Source organism: Sphingomonas sp. DC1600-2 (assembly GCF_049897605.1).
Classification (GTDB): domain Bacteria; phylum Pseudomonadota; class Alphaproteobacteria; order Sphingomonadales; family Sphingomonadaceae; genus Sphingomonas.
The window spans coordinates 590,626-613,200 of the sequence record NZ_JAFCWO010000003.1 but is presented as its reverse complement, the minus strand read 5'-3'; the positions used below and the strand labels follow the sequence as shown (position 1 = coordinate 613,200).

At 62.3% G+C, this 22,575-nt stretch carries 15 protein-coding genes and 1 tRNA gene; 7 read left to right on the top strand and 9 right to left on the bottom strand.

What is annotated here, in order from left to right; genetic code table 11:
- Positions 1-498: 498 nt before the first annotated feature.
- On the top strand, positions 499-3,276 hold the full coding sequence (locus ACP7BL_RS09645) for a TonB-dependent receptor (protein ID WP_426258205.1): 2,778 nt from the start codon (positions 499-501) through the stop codon (positions 3,274-3,276).
- Between the two features lie 105 nt (positions 3,277-3,381).
- Here ACP7BL_RS09645 and ACP7BL_RS09640 read toward each other — a convergent pair whose 3' ends face one another.
- Genes ACP7BL_RS09640 through ACP7BL_RS09625 form a run of 4 tightly spaced genes read right to left on the bottom strand, consistent with a single transcriptional unit; the run spans position 3,382 to position 8,870 of the window.
- A complete protein-coding gene (locus ACP7BL_RS09640; RefSeq protein WP_426258204.1) occupies positions 3,382-3,993 on the bottom strand; it encodes an ATP-binding cassette domain-containing protein in 612 nt (203 codons plus the stop codon).
- The gene (modB, locus tag ACP7BL_RS09635; RefSeq protein ID WP_426258203.1) at positions 3,983-4,672 is read right to left on the bottom strand and encodes a molybdate ABC transporter permease subunit; all 690 of its coding nucleotides are present in this window, start codon (positions 4,670-4,672) and stop codon (positions 3,983-3,985) included. Before modB ends, ACP7BL_RS09640 begins: the two co-directional genes overlap by 11 nt.
- The gene (modA, locus tag ACP7BL_RS09630) at positions 4,672-5,430 is read right to left on the bottom strand and encodes a molybdate ABC transporter substrate-binding protein (protein WP_426258202.1); all 759 of its coding nucleotides are present in this window, start codon (positions 5,428-5,430) and stop codon (positions 4,672-4,674) included. The genes modB and modA overlap by 1 nt, the downstream gene beginning before the upstream one ends.
- Positions 5,431-5,489: 59 nt before the next feature.
- A complete protein-coding gene (locus ACP7BL_RS09625; RefSeq protein ID WP_137902518.1) occupies positions 5,490-8,870 on the bottom strand; it encodes a glycosyltransferase in 3,381 nt (1,126 codons plus the stop codon).
- 187 nt (positions 8,871-9,057) lie between these two features.
- Here ACP7BL_RS09625 and ACP7BL_RS09620 point away from each other — a divergent pair, with 187 nt between their 5' ends.
- The 5 genes from ACP7BL_RS09620 (at position 9,058) to ACP7BL_RS09600 (ending at position 15,405) form a co-directional block, all read left to right on the top strand.
- Positions 9,058-10,353 (top strand): FAD-dependent oxidoreductase, encoded by a 1,296-nt coding sequence (locus tag ACP7BL_RS09620; protein WP_426258201.1) that lies wholly within the window; start codon positions 9,058-9,060, stop codon positions 10,351-10,353.
- A 90-nt stretch (positions 10,354-10,443) separates the two neighbouring features.
- A tRNA-Pro gene (locus ACP7BL_RS09615) sits at positions 10,444-10,520 on the top strand.
- A 296-nt stretch (positions 10,521-10,816) separates the two neighbouring features.
- The gene (locus ACP7BL_RS09610) at positions 10,817-14,179 is read left to right on the top strand and encodes an autotransporter domain-containing protein (protein WP_426258200.1); all 3,363 of its coding nucleotides are present in this window, start codon (positions 10,817-10,819) and stop codon (positions 14,177-14,179) included.
- Positions 14,180-14,281: 102 nt separating this feature from the next.
- Positions 14,282-14,851, top strand: coding sequence for a nicotinamide riboside transporter PnuC (gene pnuC / locus ACP7BL_RS09605; RefSeq protein WP_126847536.1), 570 nt, complete (start codon positions 14,282-14,284; stop codon positions 14,849-14,851).
- Complete coding sequence (locus ACP7BL_RS09600) at positions 14,848-15,405, top strand: AAA family ATPase (protein WP_126847538.1); 558 nt, start codon at positions 14,848-14,850, stop codon at positions 15,403-15,405. The genes pnuC and ACP7BL_RS09600 overlap by 4 nt, the downstream gene beginning before the upstream one ends.
- On the opposite strand, the gene ACP7BL_RS09595 is transcribed toward ACP7BL_RS09600, so the two are convergent.
- Complete coding sequence (locus ACP7BL_RS09595) at positions 15,386-15,925, bottom strand: redoxin domain-containing protein (RefSeq protein WP_299112689.1); 540 nt, start codon at positions 15,923-15,925, stop codon at positions 15,386-15,388. The genes ACP7BL_RS09600 and ACP7BL_RS09595 overlap by 20 nt on opposite strands.
- Before the next feature lie 64 nt (positions 15,926-15,989).
- Positions 15,990-16,958 (bottom strand): CsgG/HfaB family protein, encoded by a 969-nt coding sequence (locus tag ACP7BL_RS09590; protein ID WP_426258199.1) that lies wholly within the window; start codon positions 16,956-16,958, stop codon positions 15,990-15,992.
- 153 nt (positions 16,959-17,111) lie between these two features.
- Between ACP7BL_RS09590 and lepA the strand changes: the two genes are divergently transcribed.
- On the top strand, positions 17,112-18,920 hold the full coding sequence (gene lepA / locus ACP7BL_RS09585; protein WP_299112685.1) for a translation elongation factor 4: 1,809 nt from the start codon (positions 17,112-17,114) through the stop codon (positions 18,918-18,920).
- Between the two features lie 377 nt (positions 18,921-19,297).
- Here lepA and ACP7BL_RS09580 read toward each other — a convergent pair whose 3' ends face one another.
- The 3 genes from ACP7BL_RS09580 to ACP7BL_RS09570 all read right to left on the bottom strand — a co-directional run bounded on the left by ACP7BL_RS09580 (position 19,298) and on the right by ACP7BL_RS09570 (position 22,552).
- Entirely contained in the window at positions 19,298-20,014 is a 717-nt protein-coding gene (locus ACP7BL_RS09580; RefSeq protein WP_299112683.1) for a HEPN domain-containing protein, read from the bottom strand.
- A 7-nt stretch (positions 20,015-20,021) separates the two neighbouring features.
- Positions 20,022-21,209, bottom strand: a complete 1,188-nt coding sequence (locus ACP7BL_RS09575; RefSeq protein ID WP_426258198.1) for a DUF262 domain-containing protein — start codon at positions 21,207-21,209, stop codon at positions 20,022-20,024.
- 317 nt (positions 21,210-21,526) lie between these two features.
- Positions 21,527-22,552, bottom strand: a complete 1,026-nt coding sequence (locus tag ACP7BL_RS09570) for a hypothetical protein (RefSeq protein WP_426258197.1) — start codon at positions 22,550-22,552, stop codon at positions 21,527-21,529.
- Between the last annotated feature and the right edge of the window lie 23 nt (positions 22,553-22,575).

Below are 22,575 nucleotides of genomic sequence, written 5' to 3'. Positions count from 1 at the left end.
GGTTCAGGCTTTGCGCCTGATCTGACGAAATTGGCCGCCGTCCGGGCAACCGGGCGGCGGCTTTTTCGTGGGAAAGGCGCCCCGCCTAACCCGTCGCTTCGGAAACTGTCCCGACCGGGCGCGCCGCACGCAGAGCACGTTTCGCGAATCGCGCAAAATTGGTCTGGTTAAGGCCAATTATTGGTCACAGGTTCTCTTCAGGTTCTATCTACCGCCGGACCACAAAATTTGACGATGTCCGCGCGCCATGCGGTAACTAACCGAAACATAACGACTTGTTTCTGCGGTTCCGGCTTGGCCTCCTGTCATTGAAATGCAACTTTGGCATAGCTTTTGCCAAATGCATTGGTTATAAATTTCCATACCGTAGCGGTGCAAAAAGACACCAATGTGATACCACATGATGCGGTAAAGTGGGTGGCTCCGGGCAGGACCGGGGCTTCGGATCGGGGGTCAGCCTGGGCTGCCTGGCCGATGTATTGGGGAGGGTTCTGATTTATGCGACTTCATACCGTTTTGTTGACCTCGAGCATCCTTGCCGGTCTCGCCAGCGCACCGGCGATGGCACAAACCGCAACGCCGGATGCAGCGGCGGCCGCACAGGCCCCCGCGCCGCAGGCCGATACTGCGTCGAATGACGATATCGTCGTCACCGGTATCCGCGAGAGCCTGCGCAGCGCCATCTCGGTAAAGCGCAACGCCAATGCCGTCGTCGACGTGATCACATCCGAGGCGATCGGCAAGTTCCCGGATCGCAACGTCGCGGAATCGCTGTCGCACATCCCCGGCGTCAGCATCGATCGCCGCTTTGGCGAAGGCGAGAAGGTCGCCATTCTCGGCACCGATCCCGCGCTCAACCGCATGCTGCTCGACGGCCATGCGCTGGCCTCCGCCGATTGGGGCGGCAATGACAACGATCCGTCCAGCCGCACCTTCAACTATTCGCTGCTTGCCCCCGAACTGGTCGAGCGCCTCGAAGTGTACAAGTCGCCGGAGCCGCGCATCGAAGAGGGCAGCCTTGGCGGCACCGTCATCGTACGCACGCGCCGTCCGCTCGACACACCGGCAAATTCGATCTTCGCCTCGGGCGGCTACAGCTACAATGATCGCTCGGGCAAAGGCAATTTCCGCGGTTCGGGCCTGTACAGCTGGAAGAACAAGGACGACACCTTCGGCGTCCTGATCGCGGGCGGCTATGACAAGCAGACCATCACGCGCGCGGGCGTGGAATTCTTCGGCTATCAGAGCGGCGCGGACTTCTTCCAGAAGAACGCGGACGGCACCGTGAAGCGCGACGCGGCGGGCCAGGGCATCCTGCAGAACCCCAATGCGACGATCACCGGTGGTACCAAGGAAGACCTGATCAAGGCGGTCGCGCCGTTCGGCATCAACTACGCCTATTTCCAGCAGACGCGCGAGCGCAAGACCGTGTCGGGCACCGTGCAATATCGCCCGGCACCGAACCTGACGCTGACCCTAAACGGGCTGCACATTGACGGCAATTACAACAATTACAGCCAGTCGATGTACACCATCCCCGTCGCCTGGACCGGTAACGTGCTGCAATCGGCCAACGTCTCGAATGGCGTCGTCAATGCCGCCTCGTTCGGCGCGGCGACCAGCCAGAGCGCCGAGCTCGATACCAACGTCCGCCACACCAGCCTGAAGACCAATAACGTCAATTTCTTCGCCGATTGGGAAGGCAGCGGCGGCACCAAGGTCAACTTCGCGGGCGGATGGAGCCGCGCGGTCGGCGGCCGCAATCCTGAGTATCTGTTCAACACCCAAACCAAGCTGCCGTTCAGCTATGCCTTTGGCCCCAACAGCGCGACCGTCAACTTCGTCGGCGACCTGACCAACCCCGTCAATTACTTCACCAATCCGAACAACAACCCGGCGCAAATCGAAGGCAAGCCGGTTATCGTCAACGGCACGCAGCTGATCGGCGCGCAGATCGGCGGCCTCGATTACAGCGTCACCACCGACCGCGACGTGTTCGGCGGTTATGACGCTACGATCCCGGTCAGTTTCGGTCCGTTCACGCAGATCCTGCTCGGCAGCAAGATCACCGACCACGTCAACCGGCTCGATGCGCGCGGCGTCAACACCTATATGACGAGTTCGAAGACGCTGGCGCAACTCGGCGTGGCCACGACCACGACGCCCGACGGCACGTTCGACGGCAGCGGCGGCTCGGGCAATGCGACCAAATATATCAACCTGTCGCAACAGGCGGTGATCGACCTCCTCGCCAACGCGATCAACAGCCCGCTGGTCGCCAAGGTCGGTGCCTCCACCAAGGTGCAGGAAACCGTCGCAGCGTCCTACGTCCAGGCGAATTTCGACCAGGGCGGCGTGCGCGGCAATATCGGGGGTCGTCTGGTCTATACCCGCGACATCTCGACCTATGCGACGACGCTGAGCAACACCGTCGCGCCGGTGCCCGTCCCGACGCGCACCACCAGCGATTATCTGAAGTTCCTGCCAAGCCTCAATATCGCATATTCGGTCACCCCACAGGTGATCGTGCGCGGTGCCGTTGCTCGCGTGATTTCGCGGCCGCGTTATGAGGATCTGGCAGCAGCGACCTCGCTCAACGACATCACGCTCGACGGTGGCGGCGGCAACCCTAACCTGAAGCCGTATGAGTCGACCAATTACGAACTGACGGCGGAATGGTATCCGCGCGCTGGCACGTTGGTCTCGCTCGAACTGTTCCGTCGCGATATCTCGAACTACATCATCAACACCCGCACCGACACGGTGTTCTACAACTCGCTGCAGGGCAAGTTGACCAGCTACAGCGTCAACCAGCCGATCAACGGCGGCAAGGCCAAGGTCAACGGCGTGCTGGTGGCGGGCCAGGCGGAAATCTGGGGCGGTTTCGGCCTGCAGGCGAACTATTCGTATCAGGATAGCTCGACCTCGTCGGTCGACACCACCGGTGCCTCGCTCAACCTGCCCTATCTGTCGCATCACACCGTCAACGTGATCCCCTATTTCGAAAAGGGGCCGCTGCAGGCGCGGCTGAGCTACAACTATCGTTCGTCCTACTTCCGCACGATCGGCCGTCTGGGCTCGCGCGAAATGGTGGCACCGTATAGCCAGCTCGATTTCTCGCTGGGTGTGAAGGTCATTCCGGCAGTGACCTTGTCGTTCAACGCGCAGAACCTGCTCGATTCGACCTATCTGCAGTATAATGCGACGCCCGATCGTCCGACCGCTTTCTACAAGAACGGTCGCACTTTCGTCGGCTCGATCTCCTTCCGCATGTAACCCCCCTCCCCCTACATGCGGCAGCGCCGCCGCCCGGACCCCCGGGCGGCGGCTTTTTTTTGGGGTGGGGGCACGACCGGTATGCCCTCCGTACCAGGCCTTCGCTCACCCCATCCGCACCACGCGCGTACCCAGCCGTTCGGCCTCCTCCGGGTCGTGCGTCACCATCAGGATCGGCAGGCGCAGCACGTCGCGAATATGTTCGATCGCCTGCATCACCTCCTCGCGCCGGGGCCGGTCAAGCGACGACAGCGGCTCGTCAAGCAGCAGGAAGCGCGGATTGCTCAGCAGCACCCGCCCGATCGCGACCCGCCGTGCCTCACCGCCTGACAGCGTATGCGGCCAGCGGTCGAGCAGATCGGCTATCCCCAGGAAATTCAGGCGATCGCCGATCTCCGCACTGCGCCCGGCCCCGTACAGCAAATTGCCGCGCACGCGCAGATGCGGGAACAGCCGCGGCTCCTGGAAGACATAGCCTGCGCGGCGGTGCTCGGGCGGGACGTCCACACCGTCCCCGAACAGTGCGTCGCCACCAACGCGCACGTGCCCGCTATCGGGGCGCAGCAGCCCCGCCACCATGTTGAGCACGCTGGTCTTCCCCACACCCGACCGGCCGAACAGGATCGTCGCGCCCGATCCCGCGCTGGGCCCCGGTTCCAGCGTCAGCGCTATCTCGGTCGTGCCGATCTGCTTGGTCAGCGCGAGATCAAAGGACATGGCGCCCCGCCCCCATCCGCCGCGCCAGCACTTCCGACGCGACCAAAGCCGCCAGTGACAGCGCGACCGATATCCACGATAGCCGCCACGCCATCGCCTCACCGCCCGGCTGCTGCAGCGCGCTGTAGATCGCCAGCGGCAAAGTCCGCGTCTGCCCGGGCACGTTGGAGACAAAGGTGATCGTCGCGCCAAACTCGCCGATCGAGCGTGCAAAGCCCAGCACTGCGCCCGCAAGGATGCCGGGCACACTCAGCGGCAGCGTGATCGTCCAGAATACACGCGCCCTCCCGGCCCCCAGCGTGCGCGCGGCGCTCTCCAGGCGCTGATCGACCGCCTCGATCGACAGCCGCATCGCGCGCACCGTCAGCGGCAGCGCCATCACCGCCGCTGCAATCGCCGCCCCGGTCCAGCGGAACAGCACCGACACCCCGAACAGCGCCTCGAGCGGTGCACCGATCACCCCGCGCGGGGCAAAGGCCAGCAACAGCACCCAGCCCGTCACCACCGGCGGCACCACCAGCGGCAAATGCACCGCTGCATCAAGCAGCACCTTGCCCGGAAAGCGCACCCGCGCCAGTATCCAGGCCAGCGCAAAGGCCACCGGCAGCGTCGCCGCCATCGCCACCGCGCCGACCTGCAACGACAGCAGGACGATGCCCCATTCCTCTTGGGTGAGCATTACCGCGCGCTGAAACCGAAACGCGCGAAGATCGCCCGGCCGCTGCGCGACAGCAGAAAGCGGCGGAACCCCTCCGCCTCGCGGTTGGTCGAGCTTTTCAGGCGCGCCAGCGGATAGGTGATCGGCGGATAACTGCGCGGCGGGAACACGCCTGCGATCCGGACGGCGGACGAGGCACGCGCATCGGTCGCATAAACGATGCCGAGTGGTGCCGCCCCGCGCTCGACCAGCGCCAGCGCGGCGCGTACGCTGTCCCCGGAGACGACATGCGGTTGCACCTGCGCCCACACGCCAAGCGCGGTGAGCGCCGCCTTGCCGTAGCGCCCGGCCGGCACGCTGTCGGGGTCCGCCATCGCCAGCGGCCCCGCCGCCAGCAGCCGCACCAGTGCGGCCGAGGCCAACGGCACCTTCACCGGGTTGCCCACGGCCGCGACGATCACCAGCCTATTGCCGAGAAAAGGCGCGCGGGTGCCCTGCACCAGCAGCCCCTTGGCTGCGACATCATCCATCCATGCCTGGTCCGCCGAAACGAATAGGTCGGCAGGTGCGCCAGCCGTGATCTGGCGCGCGAGCGCCGAGGAGGCGGCGAAGGACAGCACGGGTTCGGCATGGCCCTGCGCCGCCCAGGCGTGCCCCGCTGCAGTCATTGCCTCCTGCAGGCTGGCTGCGGCCAGCACCAGCGGTCCTTGCGACTGAGGTCTCGCCACCGCGGGGGCAATCCCGGTCAGAAATAGCAACAGGAGCAGGAGGCGTTTCATGGCCCGTCCATACGATAGCTATATCGACGCGCATATAGCAAAACCCTCCCGCCCGCGCGCTACCCCGCCTGCACGCGCCCGGTGCGCACCAATTTGCCCCAGCCGACGCGCGGGCCGCGCAAGGCCTGCGCAATGGCCTTGATCACGACGTAATACATGATCTGGCGATAGCCGATGCGCTGCGGGATCAGCAGCCACAGCAACCGCCAATTCTCCCGCCGCTCCAGCGCGAACGCCACGGTCGCCGCGAGCAGATCGATCGCAGTGAACACCAGCCAGTAGATCAGCATCTTCTCGACATCGTGCTGGGTCTGCGCCCAGCCATGCGCCTGCACCGCCAAATACGTCGTCACGAAGCTGACGATCAGCGCGAGATCGATGATCGGGGAGATCGCAGCAAATACGATCTGGAACAGGATCGCTTGCGGCAAACCCACCCGGGCAAGCCCGCGCGGCTTGCCCGTCGCGATGATAATGCCGTGCTTCCACAAGCATTGCAGCGTGCCGAATGCCCAGCGGAAGCGTTGCTTGGCCAGCCCCTTCACCGTCTCGGGCGATTCGGTCCAGGCGATGGCATATTGGTCATAGGTCACCTTCCAGCCCGCCCGCTGGATCGCGATGGTGAGATCCTGATCCTCAGCCAGCGTGTCATCGGGATAGCCGCCGACCTGCTGGATCGCGGCAAGCCGCCATGCACCGACCGCGCCTGGCACCACCGTCATCGCATCAAGCCGCGCCAGCGCCCGACGCTCGAGATTCTGCGCAGTGATATATTCGACCGCCTGGAATTTGGTCAGCAGGTTCACGCGGTTGCCAACCTTGGCATTGCCCGCCACCGCGCCGATCTTTGGGTCGGCGAACCAGCGCGCGAGCCGGGCGATCGTGGTTGGCTCGAACTGGGTATCGGCGTCGAGCGCGATTACGATCTCGCCCGTTGCCAGCGCGAGGGCGTGGTTGAGCGCCCGCGCCTTCCCGCCATTTTCGAGCGTGAGCAGTTTCACGCGCGGGTCCTGTGCAAAGGCGGAAGCGACGACCTCGCTGGTCTCGTCGCTCGATCCATCATCGATCACGATGACTTCGACGCGCACATCGGTCGAGGCGAGCACACCGCGCACCGCGCGCTCGATCACCAATTCCTCGTTGAACGCAGGGATCATCACGGTAACGAAACGCGTCGGGTCGATCTCGGGGAAGATCGTCCGGCTCTCGCGTCGGGCCTGAATCAGCGCCAGCGCCGAGAGGATCACCGCGCGCGCGATACCGATCGTAATGGCAAGAAAGAAGATCCACCCTAGCCCGATGACGATCGCGCCGAGCGCGCTGAAGATGAACAGATCGGTCGCCGCGGCTGCTTGATCACTCGCGGACAGCTTCGGCATCACCACATCGCGCGGGATGCCGGCCAACGTCGACACGGGCACGAAGGTGTACCCCCTGGCGCGCAACTGATCGATGATCTGCGGCAACGCCTCGACCGTCTGAGAACGATCTCCACCGGCGTCGTGGAGCAGCACGATGTTGCGGCTGCACTGCGGCTCGGGATTGGTGGGGTCGCACTTGGCCGTGGGGTCGGTTACCTGCGCCACCGTCGAATCGATGATATTCTGGACGCCCGGGCGCTTCCAATCACCCGGATCGACGTGCAGCCCGACCGAGATATACCCCCGATCCTGCGCCTGCAGCGCCGGATCGATTTCGTCGGCGGTGGTTGGCTCGGCGTCGCCAAAATACGGTGCGCGGAACAGGCGGAGCGAATGCCCGGTAAACGCCTGGAACAGGCGCTGCGTGGTGTTGAGCTGAAAGGTCGTCTCGGCAAGCGAGGCGCCCGCCAGATTGGGATGCGTATAGGTGTGGCTGCCGATTTCATGGCCTTCGCGGACCATGCGTTCGAGCAACGGCCGCTGGGTTAGCGCGTTTTCGCCGACGATGAAGAAGGTTCCGGGTACCTTCTTTTCTTTCAGGATGTCGAGCACCTTGGGGGTCCAGGTCGGGTCGGGCCCGTCGTCGAAGGTCAGCGCGACAAGCCCCGGCTTATACCCGGTGCGCGCGACGATGTAGGGCGAGGGTAAGGTTTCGAACACGACATTCGTGATCGCGCCGTCCTTGTTGGTCTGGACGCGCCGCACGCCCTGCACGGGCACGCCTGCGATCTTCAGGATCTCACCGCTGCCATCAATGTCGACGTCGGTCCCGGCGGGGATTTTCTCGATGACGGACGCAGGCGGCAAGGTTCGGTGCGAGCGGCCGAAGATCGACCAGAGCCCGGGATCCTCCGATCCCAAGCGCCAGACCGCGACCCCGTCCAGCCCCGATCGCGCCAGAAAGCGCAACTGGTTGTAGGCCGAGGCCGCATCCAGCATCCACACCTCGTGACGACTGCCGTTTTCCTGATAGGCAAAGCCGGTATTGCCGCTGGCCCTGTCGAACACGGGCATTGCGCTCGATTCCCGCGCGGTTTCCCACGCTTCGTCGATCGCGAGCGGCTCCCCGGTATGATCGTGCCAGTTATAGGCATAGCTGCCGATCGCGACGACGACCTTGCTGCGCGGCAGGCCATGCGCCGCTCTTGCGACAGACTGTTCAAACCACGCTTGCGACGCAATTGGCCCCGCTGCGCCGCCGACTTCATGCTCGTCATAGGCCATCAGGAAGATACGATCGACCACGGGGGCGAATGCCTGCATATTCCAGCCATTCTGCCCATCGGCTTCGCCGATCGGCACAGCGATCGCGATCACCCAGCTGTGCTTGATAAAACGCGCCCGCGCCTCGGCCAGGAACGTGCGAAAGTCGGCCTGCCCCCTGGGCGTAAGCTCTTCGAAATCGAAAAACGCGCCGCCTGCATGGTTGGCCGCCAGCCAGGGTTCGAGCTTGTCCAGCAACGCCTTGCGTTGCGCCGGTGCCCGCAACAACGCCTCCATGCCGCGCGGATCCCAATTGCCGTTCACCGCATTCTGGATCATCGGCAAGATCAGGGGGCGATGCGGCGACCGGTTGATGATCTCCCGCCCCGCAACATCCCGAAACACAGTGACCTTATGATCCGCGCCAGTGACCGAAACCCAGCCCGGAATCAGCCAGTCAAGCTCAGCGATATTGCGACGGAGGGATGCCGCCGAGGACTCGTCCCAAGGCGCATGAAACGCGATCGCCAATGGCTGATCGACCCCAACCCCGCGCGGACGCGCGCCGAGCAGCCGGGCATAGTCGTTCAAATCATGCCGCGCGCGCTTCAGCAGCGGCTCATGCGGCGGCGGCAGCTTGGTCAACGCGGCGTGCTCGGCCTCGACCGGCAACAAGGGCGCGCGCGGCACAGCCCCGATAGAAACCCCGAGCGCGGCAATCGCCACCACGATCAACAGCACAAACGCCGTCACCGCCACCGCGAAACGCCGCCGACGGCGCCCCGAGGCATCGTAGAAAACGGGGGCACTGCTCATGGAATTCCTGTCCTCGGGTAAAATCGTCATGATCGCATCGGCCCCTTCGCATGGCCTAAACGCGACGCCAACATGACATTCATGTCATTCGTAACTCTATCGTTATCTTCGGTCCAAAGGCTAGAGTGCCGGCGCACCTTGCCGTCAGCGAACCCCACGCTAGGATATCCCCCATAGGAGAGCCCCAATGCGCCACATTGCGATCATCGGCTCAGGCCCAGCGGGTTATTATAGCGCGGAAGGCTGTCAAAAGACGTTCGGCGATGCTGCACGCGTCGATATCATCGATCGTTTGCCGGTACCCTATGGTTTGATCCGCAGCGGCGTTGCCCCCGACCATCAATCGATCAAAGGCGTGGCCCGACGCTATGAAACGGTCGCGTTGAGCGACACGGTGCGGTTTGTCGGCAACGTCACGGTGGGAAGCGACGTCTCCATTGGCGAATTGCTCGATCGTTACGATGCCGTCATCCTCGCCACCGGGGCACCGGCGGATAAGCCGCTCGGCGTACCGGGCGACGGCCTGCCCGGCGTCATCGGATCGGCCGCCTTTGTCGGCTGGTACAACGGCCATCCCGACTTTGCCGACCTCGATCCGCCGCTCACCCGCGGCGATGCGGTGGTCATCGGGGCCGGCAATGTCGCGCTCGACGTTGCTCGCATTCTCGCAAAAGCCGAGGACGAGTTTGCCGGATCGGACATCGCCGCCCACGCGCTTGGACGATTGCGCGAGACAGAATTGGCCACGATCACCGTGCTCTCGAGGCGCGGACCGCAGCAGATCGCGATGACCCCGAAGGAGCTCGGCGAGCTTGCCCATCTTTCGCGGGCGCTCCCTGTTGTGGATCCCTCCGACCTTCCCTCGCCCGAAAGCGACGCGGCGCTGGACCCGGGCCTGCGGAAATCGATCGCTCACCTGAGGGCTTTTGCCGAGCGGAAGGACGACAAGCCGGTCCACATCGTCTTCGATTTTTTTGCCCGTCCACTTCGTATCGAGGGCACCGGTGTCGCAGAAAGGGTTATCATCGCCCGCACCATGATCGATGATCTTGGGAACGTGCGCGACACCGGCGACACCTATGCGGTCCCCGCTGGCCTGGTCGTCAGCTGTATCGGCTATCGCACGCCGCCGATCGCCGGGGTGCCATATGACGAGAAGCTCGGGCGCTTCGCCAATGTCGAGGGACGGATCGCGCCGGGGCTTTACGCGGTCGGATGGGCCCGTCGCGGTCCAACTGGCACGATCGGCACCAACCGCCCCGACGGTTTCGCCATCGCAGAGCTCATCGCGGCGGACATTCCGGCCGACAGTGGCAAGCGCGGGCGCATCGATCTTGATGAATTGCTCGCACAGCGCGGTGTCGAGATCGTGACCTTCCGCGATTGGCAAAAGATCGAGGCGGCGGAGGTCGCGCGCGCGCGTCAGGGTGCCCCCCGTGAGAAATTCGCGACGATCGACGAGATGCTCGCCGTGCTCCTTTGAGCCGCGGCAGACGCGCGATCCGCCTGCGTGGCATTTTTTTGACTTGCTACCGCCGCGCCCTGCGGCTACGCGCTGCGCCCTGCAATGTGTCGGGGCGTGGCGCAGTCTGGTAGCGCACTGGTCTCGGGGTCCAGGGGTCGTAGGTTCGAATCCTATCGCCCCGACCATTGCTGGAACGAAGCGGGCACTTGCCGTTGAAGGCTGCCCCGGCGTCCCCCCATATTCCCCGATGTCATGATGATCCGCCGCCGGCTGAAAATTGCCGTCCAGGCAGGTACAATCGATCGTGGCGTGCCCCATAAACTCGATCAATGTTGCATTAGCGCAACACGCTGTAATTATCTTGAAATATTACAAAATGCGCCCGTTACGGGCCTTCCACGCCTTGAGCTTTTGATAACGGGTATTTAGCCTCCCTCCCAATACGGCGCGGCAGGGGCAGCGCCAAACGGGGGAGTCTATCATGGTCGAGCTTGGTAAACGTGCGCCTGCTGCGCGAGCAGTCCTTCTCGCGTCCGCCGCAACTTGGTCGCTTGTCGCCGCTGGCGCGACGCAGGCCGCTACGCTCAACGACACACCGGTGGGTGTCGGCCCTGCGAGCTACGTTCTTGAACCGCAGACCAATATCGCGGTGCCGCCCGTTTCGGATCCCAGCATTGTCATCGCGCCGCCCGGCACATCGGTGACCGACCGCGACCCGACCAACGTCACCGGCATCGGGCAGATGATCATCGATCAGAAGAACGGCTTTATCGGCCTGTGCACCGGCACGCTGATCAACCCGCGCACCGTCATTTTCGCGGCGCACTGCGTCAATGAGAGCCCGACGGGCACGGCTATGAACCCCTGGGGTTACGGCACCGGTACTGGCCAGTTGCCGATCGCGTTCGGCTTTCAGACGAACAACAATCTCGCGGGCAATTCGGCTTTCGGGCACTGGCTCAATGGCACCGCGGGCGGTGCCAAGTATCTGACCTCGATCACGGACTATCTCTATAACGTCAATCAGGTGCAATATAACGCGCACTCGCTTGATCTGGGGCTGGCAAACAACTTCCTGCAGGCAGACGTCGCCGTCGCTTCGCTCGATACGCCCGCAGCGAATGTGCCGACCTGGGCGCTGCTATTCTCTGCACTGCCCGCCCCCACCTCGATCAGCGACACGACCGGCACCGGCTATCACGTGGCCATCGCCGGCTATGGCAATACCGGGACCGCGACCAGCGGCGCTTCGGTCGGCGTCGACTATCGGCGGCGCTTGGCAGAGAATTATTTGGGCTTGCTCGGGTCGCTCGACGATATCGATATCGGCCTGTTCGGCATCGCGCCACGGGGTCGCCCCCAGAATCTCTATCAGATCGACTTCGACAGCAGCGGAGCACCGAACAGCCGCACCAACGGTTTCGACTTCAATATCTTCAAGGATAACGCCCTGCCTGGAGAAGGAATCACCGGCCCGGGCGATTCGGGTGGTCCGCTGATCCTCGACCGCACCTATGCCAAACAACTGGTGATCGCCGTGCTGTCGGGCGGGTCGCGCTATTCCAATGCGCAGCCCTCGGGCAGCTACGGCACCAGCGCCTTCTACCAGCCGCTTTATCTGTATTGGGACTATATCGCCGCAGCGAACCCATATCGCTATGTCAGCACGCTTGCGGGCGACGGCAATTGGACGGACCCAACGCATTGGGTGACCAACCTCGATCCCGCCTATAACGTCATCGTCAACGGCGCGCTGGTCAACGGCGTGCCCACCACGGCAGGTCAGGGCACCACCGGTACATCGGGCAAATTCGGCCAGATCTGCGATCAGGAACCCAATTTCGCCTATGACGTCTGCTATGACGTGAAAACCGGCGTCTATTACGACCACGGCGTCGCGGTCACCAACCCCGTTCCCGGCACCACCGCCAGCTCGACCGCCCTCCCCGCCGCGACGCTCGCCAATGGCTTGCCCGGGGCAACCAACTTCGTGCCGAACAATATCAATCCCGACTCGGTGAATCAGATCAACGCACGCTATTTCGACGTGACGTTGGCCGCGGCCGGCACCACCACGCTCGGATCGGCCGTGACGATCGACCGCCTAACGCTCAATGGCACTGCCGCCAAACTGACCGTCAACAGCGGCGCTTCGTTGACCAGCCTGATCAACATCAATCAATTGCAAGGTCTCGTCACCAATAACGGCACGGTCACCTCGGTTGGCGACTATCTGTTGCTGACCGGCGGTATCACCGGTGCGGGGCGCTTCAACGCGCCGTTCTTCACCAGCGTGAGCGGCATGATCATGCCCGGCACGGCCGGTACCATTGGCACCATCACCTTCGGCGGCAATTTGATCCTGTCCTCGGGAACGGTGCAGTTCATCGACCTTGGACCGGCAAATACCTCCGATAAACTCGCGGTCACAGGTGCTGCGAGCGTTGGCGGCATCGTTGGCTTCGCGCCCGTCGCGGGCCACACGATTCGCTATGGCGATGTCTATACGATCCTGACCGCGCAAGGCGGCGTGACCGGCACCTATGCGGCCCCGACCGCGCTCAGCGCGATCCTCACCCCGCGCTTCATCTATTCCGCCAATGCGGTGCAGGTGGCGATCGACGCTGGATTGTATGCAAACGTCGTTGGCAGTTCGCCGGTGCAGCGCGCTTATGCGCAATTGCTCGATCAGAACCGCAGCATCTACAACACCTATGCCGGCGTTTATGGCCCGCTCGATCTGCAGAACGCGGCCACGATCCAAGGTACGCTCGACAGCCTTGCCCCGCGCGAGCAGACGCTGAAGCGCGCGCTCGGCACGCTCGCGGTGGACAATATGCAGCGGTTCACCGCCACCCGCCTGGCCAATCTCGATCATGGCGACCTTGACGGGACGCTCGCGATCATCGGCAATCCGCTCGTCTTCGCGGCGAGCCGCGCGTCGGGAGATGTCGTCGCCAGTGGCGCTGCCCTCGCTGCAAACGATACAGCGCTGCGCCCGGGCAAGCTGCCCGAAACCGTCAACGGGTACATCGCGGCAGGCTATCTCAACGGCAACAGCCGCCCAATGCCCACCGCCGTTCCGCTCGGCGCGCGCGACACCTTTGACGGGTTCTACGTCGTCGGCGGCATCGAAGGCGAACTCGACAGCCGTACCGCCGTCGGCATGTCCTTCTCCTACACCAACGCGAGCGGCTCCACGACCGGCGGCCAATATGCCCGGGCGGACCTGTTCCAGACCAGCGCCTATGGCAAAATCGCGCTTGCAGGGCCGCTCACGTTCGATGTTCAGGCGAGCCTGGGCTTCCTCGATACGGCAACGCGCCGCAGCGTTTCCCTGGTCGGAACGCCCTTCACGCTGCGTGGGCACGAAAGCTCGCTGACCTATTCGACGCAGCTCGGGCTGGGATATGACATAAGCGTCGGGGGCGGCCTGAAGATCACGCCGCGCGCCGCACTGCGCGCAGGGCAGATCGACTGGGCGGGTACGAATGAGACCGGCGGGGGCACCGCGCTGCGGATCGCGCCGCTACCCTCGAACAGCGTTCAGGCATTGGGCGGTGTCAACCTGAGCGGCGGCAAGATCCTCAAGCCCTATCTGTCCGCTTATTATGTGCATGCGTTCCGCGACCAGCCGAGCGCCTTCGGTGCGAATTTCGTCGGCGGCGTTGGCCCCAACGCATCCTTCGCACTGGCTGCGCAAGACAAAGACTGGGGCGAGATCGGCGGCGGCCTGTCCTACGCGACCAAGGACGTCACGCTGTCCATCGGGGCGGATACGACCGCCGGTCGGACCGACATCTCCAACCAAAGCTACCGCGCGACGGTCAAGATCGCCTTCTGAGCGGGATATCGCGTTAAGCCAGCGGGCCGTTCGGGTGACCGGGCGGCCCTTTGCGCATCCATGCTCGACGCGTGGCATCTCCCACTGCTACCGCTCCGCGCCATGACCGCTCTCGAAATTGTCGCGTTCCTGCTCGGACTGGCCAATGTCACGCTGGTCGTTTTGCGCAGCATCTGGAACTATGTCTTCGGCCTCGCGATGGTCACTCTCTACGCGGTCATCTTTCTCCATACACGACTCTACAGCGATGCTTTGCTGCAGGTGTTTTTCTTCGTCGTGCAAATCTATGGCTGGTGGAACTGGTCCCGCGCCCGCGCGGCTGCGGGTGAAGTGACGGTCGGGCTTTTGACGAACCGCGCTCGATTGACCTGGACGATCGGGTGTCTGGCCGCAGCGGCGCTGTGGGGATATGCAATGCACCGCTTCACCGACGCCTCCTTCCCCTGGGCCGATGCGACGCTTGCTGCGATGAGCGTCGCCGCGCAGATTTTGCAATCGCGCCGTGTGGTCGAAAGCTGGTGGCTGTGGATCGCAGTCGATATCGGCTCGGTCGGCCTCTATGCCGCCAAGGGATTGTGGCTGACGATGCTGCTCTACGCGATCTTCCTGGCACTGGCGATCTGGGGTCTGTTCGACTGGCAGCGGGTCGCGCGACGGACCGCCACCGCATGACCGTGATTTGCCTGCACGGGCCCGAAAGCACGGGCAAATCGACGCTGATCGAACAGCTTGCCGCGCATTATGCGACGGTGTTCGTCCCCGAATATGGCCGCACCTTCGCCGAACAGCACGGCACCGATTTCACCATGGCCGATCTGGTCGAGATTGCCCAAACGCACGATGCGATGACACAGGCCGCGCGCGCTACCGGTGCTGACCCTTTATTCCTCGATACAGATCCGCTGATGACGGCGGTGTGGGCCGACATGCTGTTCGGCACCCGCGACCCGTGGTTCGACGCGTGGCACAACACCGCCGACCTGTACCTGCTGCTCGACATCGACTTACCGTGGATCGACGATGGTACGCGCCTGTTCGGCAGCACGGCGGAGCGGCAGCGCTTCTTCGACCTGTCACGTGCCGAGCTGGAGCGGCGCGGCCTGGCCTATGTGCTTGTGGGCGGGCGCGGCCCCGACCGTCTCGCGGCGGCGCTCGCTGCGCTCGCCTCGGTCGGGGTGCGCCCCGCCACTCCCAATCCCGCCTCGCTCAGCCCTTCTTCGCTTTGAGCGCCTTCACTGCCGCCAAGGTCCCGGTGATGTGCCCCTCGGGCTTCATCTCGGACAGCACGTAAGCGATCTTGCCGTTGGTGCCGATCACATAGGAGGTGCGGTTGGTCCAGCCGGCCTTTTGCGGCAGCGCGACGTCATAGCCCGAGATCGTTGCAGGCGTGGCGAGCCCGACCGGGAATTTATCGCGGCATTCGACCGATGAGAATTCCTTGATTCGCTCGGCATTACCCGCCGTCAGGCCGATCAGCGTGGCACCCTGCTTCTCGAAATCGGCCGCCGCCTCGGCAAAGGCATGTGCCTCAGCGGTGCAGCCCGAGGTGAAGGCGGCGGGGAAGAAATACAGCACCACCGGCCCCTTCTTGAGCGCGGTCGCCAGCGTAAAGCTATGCGTCTTGCCGCCAAGCGCGGCTTCGGTGGTGAAATTCGGTGCGGTATCGCCAACCTTCAGCGCGGCAGCGGCGGGCGTGGCTGCAGCAAAAGCGAGGCTGGCGGCGACAAGCGGGATGGCGAACTTCATGGCGGCGTCTCCTAAAACGGTCCGTCACCCTAGCCTGCCGCCCCCGCCGCCGCCAGCCCGTCCGTTAGCGCGACGGCGCGAGCTTGGTGTTGAGCACCCAGCCAACATTGTCATTTTCGTCGGCGACTTCCCACCACAGGCCATTCTTGTTGCCGGTCGGGTAGACGATCGCACCGGAGGGCAAGGTGCGCAGCACGCGGCCGGTGGCGCTGGCGGTCGAGCGCAAGGCAAGCGGGCCTTGCGCGGTGAAGGTCTTGGCCGGAGCGGCTTCAGCCGTGCCGGTGTCACCCGGCGTCACGTAGCCGAGATCGTTGACCAGCTTCGAATAGGCCTGGATGAACGCCAGCGTTACGATCCGGCCGATATCGGTATTGTCATAGCCGCCGCCGATCACCCCGCCGCCTGCGACGCCGCCGAATACGCCGCCACCGCCGCCGAAGCTGAGGCTGTTCTTGGCGGCATAGCCGTCCTCGGTCGCGAGCGTTTCAGTGGTGCGCACATTGGTGATCGACAGCACGACATTGGCTTCCATCTTGCGGCTGCGCACGCCGCCGACGATTCCGCCGATCGGTCCGCCGATCAGACCGCCGAGCCCGGCTGCGACACCACTGCCGCTAGCGTTGCTATTGGCACCCTGCACTTCGGCCTGGAGGACATAGTCGGCGGCCTTGATCTGGCCCTGGCCGACATTGGAACCGCGCTGCAGCCCGAGATCGCCGCCGATATCGCGCTCGCGCTGTGCTGCCTGCAAGCCGCTGCCGCGATCGACGATGTTGAAGCAGCCCGAACGCTGCACCAGCACCTTGAGCAGCTTCTGCGGCGGCGCGAGGTTGTATTGCGTCCAGCCGCGCGAATCGTCGCCGTCGACGATCGAGATCGTGCCATGCTTGCGCGCGCAACGCGGCACGTCGTTCATCGTCGCTTCTTGCAGCTTCTGGGTGCCCGAGGGCTTGGCCAGTCGCTGCGCGGCGACCTGCATCGGCATGCTCCCGACGATCGCTGCCATCGCCATTCCGGTCACGATTTTCGACATGCTCTGCCCCCGCTTAGAGTCGTTACGCTGGCTCGATATCCGATTTGCGATGGGCGGCATAGAGATCACCGCGACGATGACGGGCTTTGTGCCCGCGCGCTGGCGATGCTATGGGCCGCGTTTCCTTTCCGCAGCATTCAGCCGGGCGAATTCGTGACCCCTCTTCAGACCATCCGCAATTTCAGCATCATCGCCCATATCGATCATGGCAAGTCGACGCTTGCCGATCGCCTGATCCAAGCGACCGGCGGCCTCAGCGACCGCGAAATGTCCGAGCAAGTTCTTGATAATATGGACATTGAGAAAGAACGCGGGATCACCATCAAGGCCCAGACGGTGCGGCTCAGCTACACCGCCAAGGACGGGATCGACTATACCCTCAACCTGATGGACACGCCGGGCCATGTCGACTTCGCCTATGAAGTCAGCCGCAGCCTCGCCGCGTGCGAAGGCGCGCTGCTGGTGGTCGATGCTGCGCAAGGCGTGGAAGCGCAGACGCTCGCCAACGTCTATCAGTCGATCGAGCATGACCATGAGATCGTGCCCGTCATCAACAAGATCGACCTTCCCGCCGCCGACGTCGAAAAGGTCAAGGCCGAGATCGAGGAAGTGATCGGCCTCGACGCCAGCCAGGCGGTGCTGACCAGCGCCAAGGCCGGGATCGGCATCGCCGAAGTCCTCGAAGCGATCGTCACCCGCATCCCGCCGCCCAAGGGCGATGCCGATGCGCCGCTCAAAGCCATGCTGGTCGATAGCTGGTACGACCCCTATCTCGGCGTCGTCATCCTGGTGCGCGTGATGGCGGGCGTGCTGAAAAAAGGCCAGCAGATCAAGTTCATGCAGGCCGGTACGCTGCATCTGGTCGATCGCGTCGGCTGCTTCCGCCCCAAGATCGAGCAATTGACCGATCTCGGCCCCGGCGAAATCGGCTTCATTACGGCGCAGATCAAGGAAGTCGCGCAGACCCGCGTCGGCGACACCATCACCGACGCCAAGCGCCCCGCCGCCGAGGCACTGCCGGGCTTCAAGGAAGTCCAGCCGGTGGTGTTCTGCGGCCTGTTCCCGGTCGACGCCAACGACTTCGAGAAGCTGCGCGAAAGCATCAGCAAGCTGCGCCTCAACGACGCAAGCTTCTCCTTCGAGATGGAAACCAGCGCCGCATTGGGCTTCGGCTTCCGCTGCGGGTTCTTGGGGCTGCTCCACCTCGAAATCATCCAGGAGCGCCTGACGCGCGAGTACGATCTCGACCTCATCACCACCGCCCCGTCGGTGGTGTACGAGCTCGAGCTGACGCATGGCGGCGGCACGATCGAGCTGCACAACCCCGCCGACATGCCCGATCCCAACAAGATCGAAAGCATTTCCGAGCCGTGGATCCAGGCGGTGATCTATGTCCCCGACGAATATCTCGGCAGCGTGCTGAAGCTCTGCCAGGACCGTCGCGGCATCCAGAAGGACCTGACCTATGTCGGCGGCCGCGCACAGGCGACCTATGAGCTGCCGCTCAACGAAGTCGTGTTCGATTTCTATGATCGGCTGAAGTCGCTCTCCAAGGGCTATGCCAGCTTCGATTACACCCAGATCGGCAAGCGCGAGGGCGATCTCGTCAAGATGAGCATCCTCGTCAACGAAGAGCCGGTCGATGCGCTGTCGATGATCGTCCACCGCGGCACCGCCGAAGTGCGCGGGCGCGGCATGGTCGAGCGCTTGAAGGAACTGATCCCGCGCCATCTGTTCAAGATCCCGATCCAGGCGGCGATCGGCGGCAAGGTCATCGCGCGCGAAACGATCAGCGCGATGCGCAAGGACGTGACCGCGAAATGCTATGGCGGCGACGCCAGCCGCAAGCGCAAGCTGCTCGACAAGCAGAAGAAGGGCAAATTGAAGATGCGCGAGTACGGCAGCGTGAGCATTCCGCAGGAGGCGTTTATTGCGGCGCTGCGGATGGGGGATGAGGGGTAGCGCGCTGGGGGGGGACGCCGGTTAGAATTTGTTTGGTCGCTACGCGACCAAGTGTCGCCGTTCAGCGCATCTATCCGTGTCCTCTAAAAGCCGCCGTTCATGCGCGCTCGCCGTAGCGCGCCTATGAAGGTCCGGAGCTGGGACGAAGCCGTCTTTCGCGGCCCTCCCGCGAACGTCGCCTCCTTAACCAACACCGGAAATTTGTGCGGGGGAGAAGCAAGGGCGCTGTAAGCGAATGACCGGCGGATTTCAGGCCGTCCGGTTCAAATCACCTTAATTCGATAGCTTGAGCTGGTGTGACTAGCGCGGTCGCGAGTCATCAATGTGACGAGACATTTAGCCTTCAATTCTGCGTTTGCGGGTTTGAACCTTCGGCTTTAAGGAAGATGGCTTGGAAGGCAGGCTGCCATTGCAAGCGATACGGAGCGCAACAAGTTCACGTCTTCGAGAAACTGTTCCGCACTCGCGGAATTTCCAGGATTCAGGCTATGCGCAATGCCATTTCTTTTTTCCATGAAATCGTTGAGTGCAGTCAAAAATTTTGAATGCGCGCGCGCGCCATCATCTTCAGCTAAATGATGCTTTAGAAATTCCGTCTCCGAAATCTTACTGCAAATATTGTTTAGGTCGCATATTTTAAATATCGTATTGATTTGGTCGGGACGCATATTATTGTCGTTGTGAGCAATGTGCTTGTAAATATTCTGAGATCTGTCCCCTTCCAGAAATTTACATATCGCATCGAATTCAGACCTTGCATCCGTAGCGATGTGTAGGAGAGGCGTGGATGTGCCGCCCGTATCGATTTTGGCACGAGCCATGTCCTCTAATCCTCGCCTCCAAGCTGTAGCGATCAACTTACGAGGCAAATCCGCTACATTTTCCGTTCGCGAAACGATCTCACGTGCAAACTGCCGACCCATTTCTCGGATGAGCTCCTCAAATGTGGCTGCAAGCAAAAGGGTTGCAGAATTTATTGAAGCAACCCTGGATTTCGACGATCCACCTCCGTTTGCTACCAAGCCGATAAGGTCAGATATTGCGTCGAGATCAGATAAGAAATCATCCGAAATTACGTCAAATACGGTTTCCATATAGACCTCATACCGGAAGCAAGATTTTTTGCATAAGGTCTATTCTTTCTCGAACCGATTCTGCCGTATTGCCCCTTCCGACTAGTATTTCATATTTGTCTTCATCTGCGTTAGCGGAGGACATCCTTTTGAGGACATTGTCTCTGTCCGAGATAATATCATCCCAACGATCCAAGAGCCGATCGGCTGCCACCATTGCAGCATCGTAAACAGCGGCAGAAACACGATCTTTGCCATCTGTTGATGATTTAAGAACAAAAGGATTAGAATTAAACAAATTATATAAAAATGCAAATCTTGACTTATACTTCTCCTCCGCCTCCTTCGCCTCTTCAGGAGACATCTTGATTTCCATGGCTCGATCTAGCATCGCTTTCATAGATCCGCGAATGTTTCCTACATCTTTGAGAGCAAAGTAACGAAGAACAAGTTCGCAATCTTTCATGCTACTATAAAGACTATTTTTTTGCCTTTCAGGATTTACATAATAGTCCTCTGGATTGGCTTCAGTATATGCTGGTATCCCAAAAACTTCTGTGAAAAGAGCGTATCTGCTGAGGGATACGATCGTCTCATTGAACGGGCCAGGATTTTGAGCATTTCTCAGTTCTTGAGGATTTAGCTTCATGCCTCCAGTGTTTAATCGATCAAACACCAAACGGCGAATATCTGTGAGTGATAGCTTTCCCTGTGCTGGTCGCTCGGACTCGCTCTCCATGAGTAACACGATTGCCGAAAGATTTGCGCGTTCAAGCGTCCGCTTTACACGAGGCGATGCGCGAGGATAGCGAACGCCATTCAATGGCGTCAGAACCTTCAGGCCGCTGAGAGGGAATGCTCCAGAAAAAAAATCGTTGATCGTGTTTAATCGCTGTTGTCCATCCATAACTTCGTAACGAGCAGCTTCGCTTTCATAGAAGAAGACGGGAGGGACGGGAATGTTCAGCAGAAGCGATTCTATCAACCGCGATTTCTGGGTTGGATTCCAGCGAAGACGCCTCTGATACTCTGGGTGAAGATTGATCGCTTCGCGTCGCTCAATCATGTCCCGGATTTGCGGCAGCAAAAAGTTATTCGTCTGATATACAATTCGAAATGCATTCTGAGCGAGAAATTCGTCAGGGTCACGTTTGTCTTCGGGCAATAGAACATCGTCGATCTCATAAGGGTCGCCCAAATCAACTTCGACGTTCATAATCCTAAACTCCGCTGACCCGAATGCACTCCCAATTGCTCTTAGTATGGTTTCCACCAATTCGGAAGGCACGCGGAATTCCGGGCGAGCGGCCAGTTTCAGGAATTTTGAAACGTCGGCCTGAACGGCACAAAATGGCGCATTGCGGCACCGCAGCTTTATGGCATTGGAATGACCGATCTTAGGAGGCGCCGCCGTTTTTGTTTCTGCTACAGAACGCCGTATGTTTGTCGAAAACTGCCATAACCGTTTTGGCTCGCTGAACGTCCGCTAAGCCAGCAGTCCCCCGGAACCCGCTAGTCCGCTCCCGGCCCAACTCAATCCATAACTCCTGCCCCCGATCCCTCCGCCCCCCCCTCCCCCGCACACCAAACCCGCCAGCCCTCCTCGGTCGCGGCGGCTTCCCATTGCGCTTGGGCGGCGGCCATTTGGGTGCAGGCTTCCTTTCGGGCTGCCCCACGCGCGTCGAGCGTTGCGCCGCCGGCAATGGCGCTCGACAGGCCGCGCCGCGTCATCGGCGCGGGACGCAGCATGGCGTCCTGCGCCCACACCGCCTCGCGCGCCTGTTTGAGCAAGGCGCGCCGCGCCTCGAAGGAATCCTCGGTGCCCGCCGCCGGGTCGGGATCGTCGAGATGCAGGAACATGTCGTTCCAGAACGCGACGATCGCTTCGGGCCGATCGATCACGCAGAAGATGAACTCGATTTCGGTCAACTGGCGCAGGGCGAAATCGGCCGCGACGATGTCGCCGCGCAAGCGCGCCTGGCGCTCGGCCTTAACCTTATTGGTGTAGTGCCGCATGAAATCGTCGTGGCGCTCGGCACCGGCGCGCGCGCGGTCCGCATCGGACATGTATGCGGGATTGCGCGCCTTGCACACCGGGCAATTCTCGGCGGCCTCGCGCTCGATCGTCGCGCGGTTGCGCGTGCCAGGGGCGAGGCCGGGCCCGCCATAGCGATCGGTCAGATGGTGGCGCAGGATGAACATCGTCAGCCGGTCATTATACCAACGGCGTTCGCCGACCTGCTCGCCCTTGTGGAAGACCGGGACGGGCACGCCCTCGATCGCGCGTTCGATCGCGACATCGACCAGGCGCTGCACCCCGTGATCCAGCGCGGCGAGCCAGGCGGCGCGGAAGCCGTCTGCCCCCGGTTGTCGGCGGAGGTAATAGGCCCCCTCCGCGCTCATGTTGATGCGCCGGGCGGCGGCGGTGACTGACCCGGTTTCGGCGAGCGCGGCAATGAAGCCGCGCTGCCGCTCGGGCGTCCAGCCGTCATAGCGATATTTGCGGGGAACGGGCTCGAACGCGAGCACCGGGCGAGCGGTGGGGACGAGGTTCTGCATGTCCGCGTATTTAACCGATATGG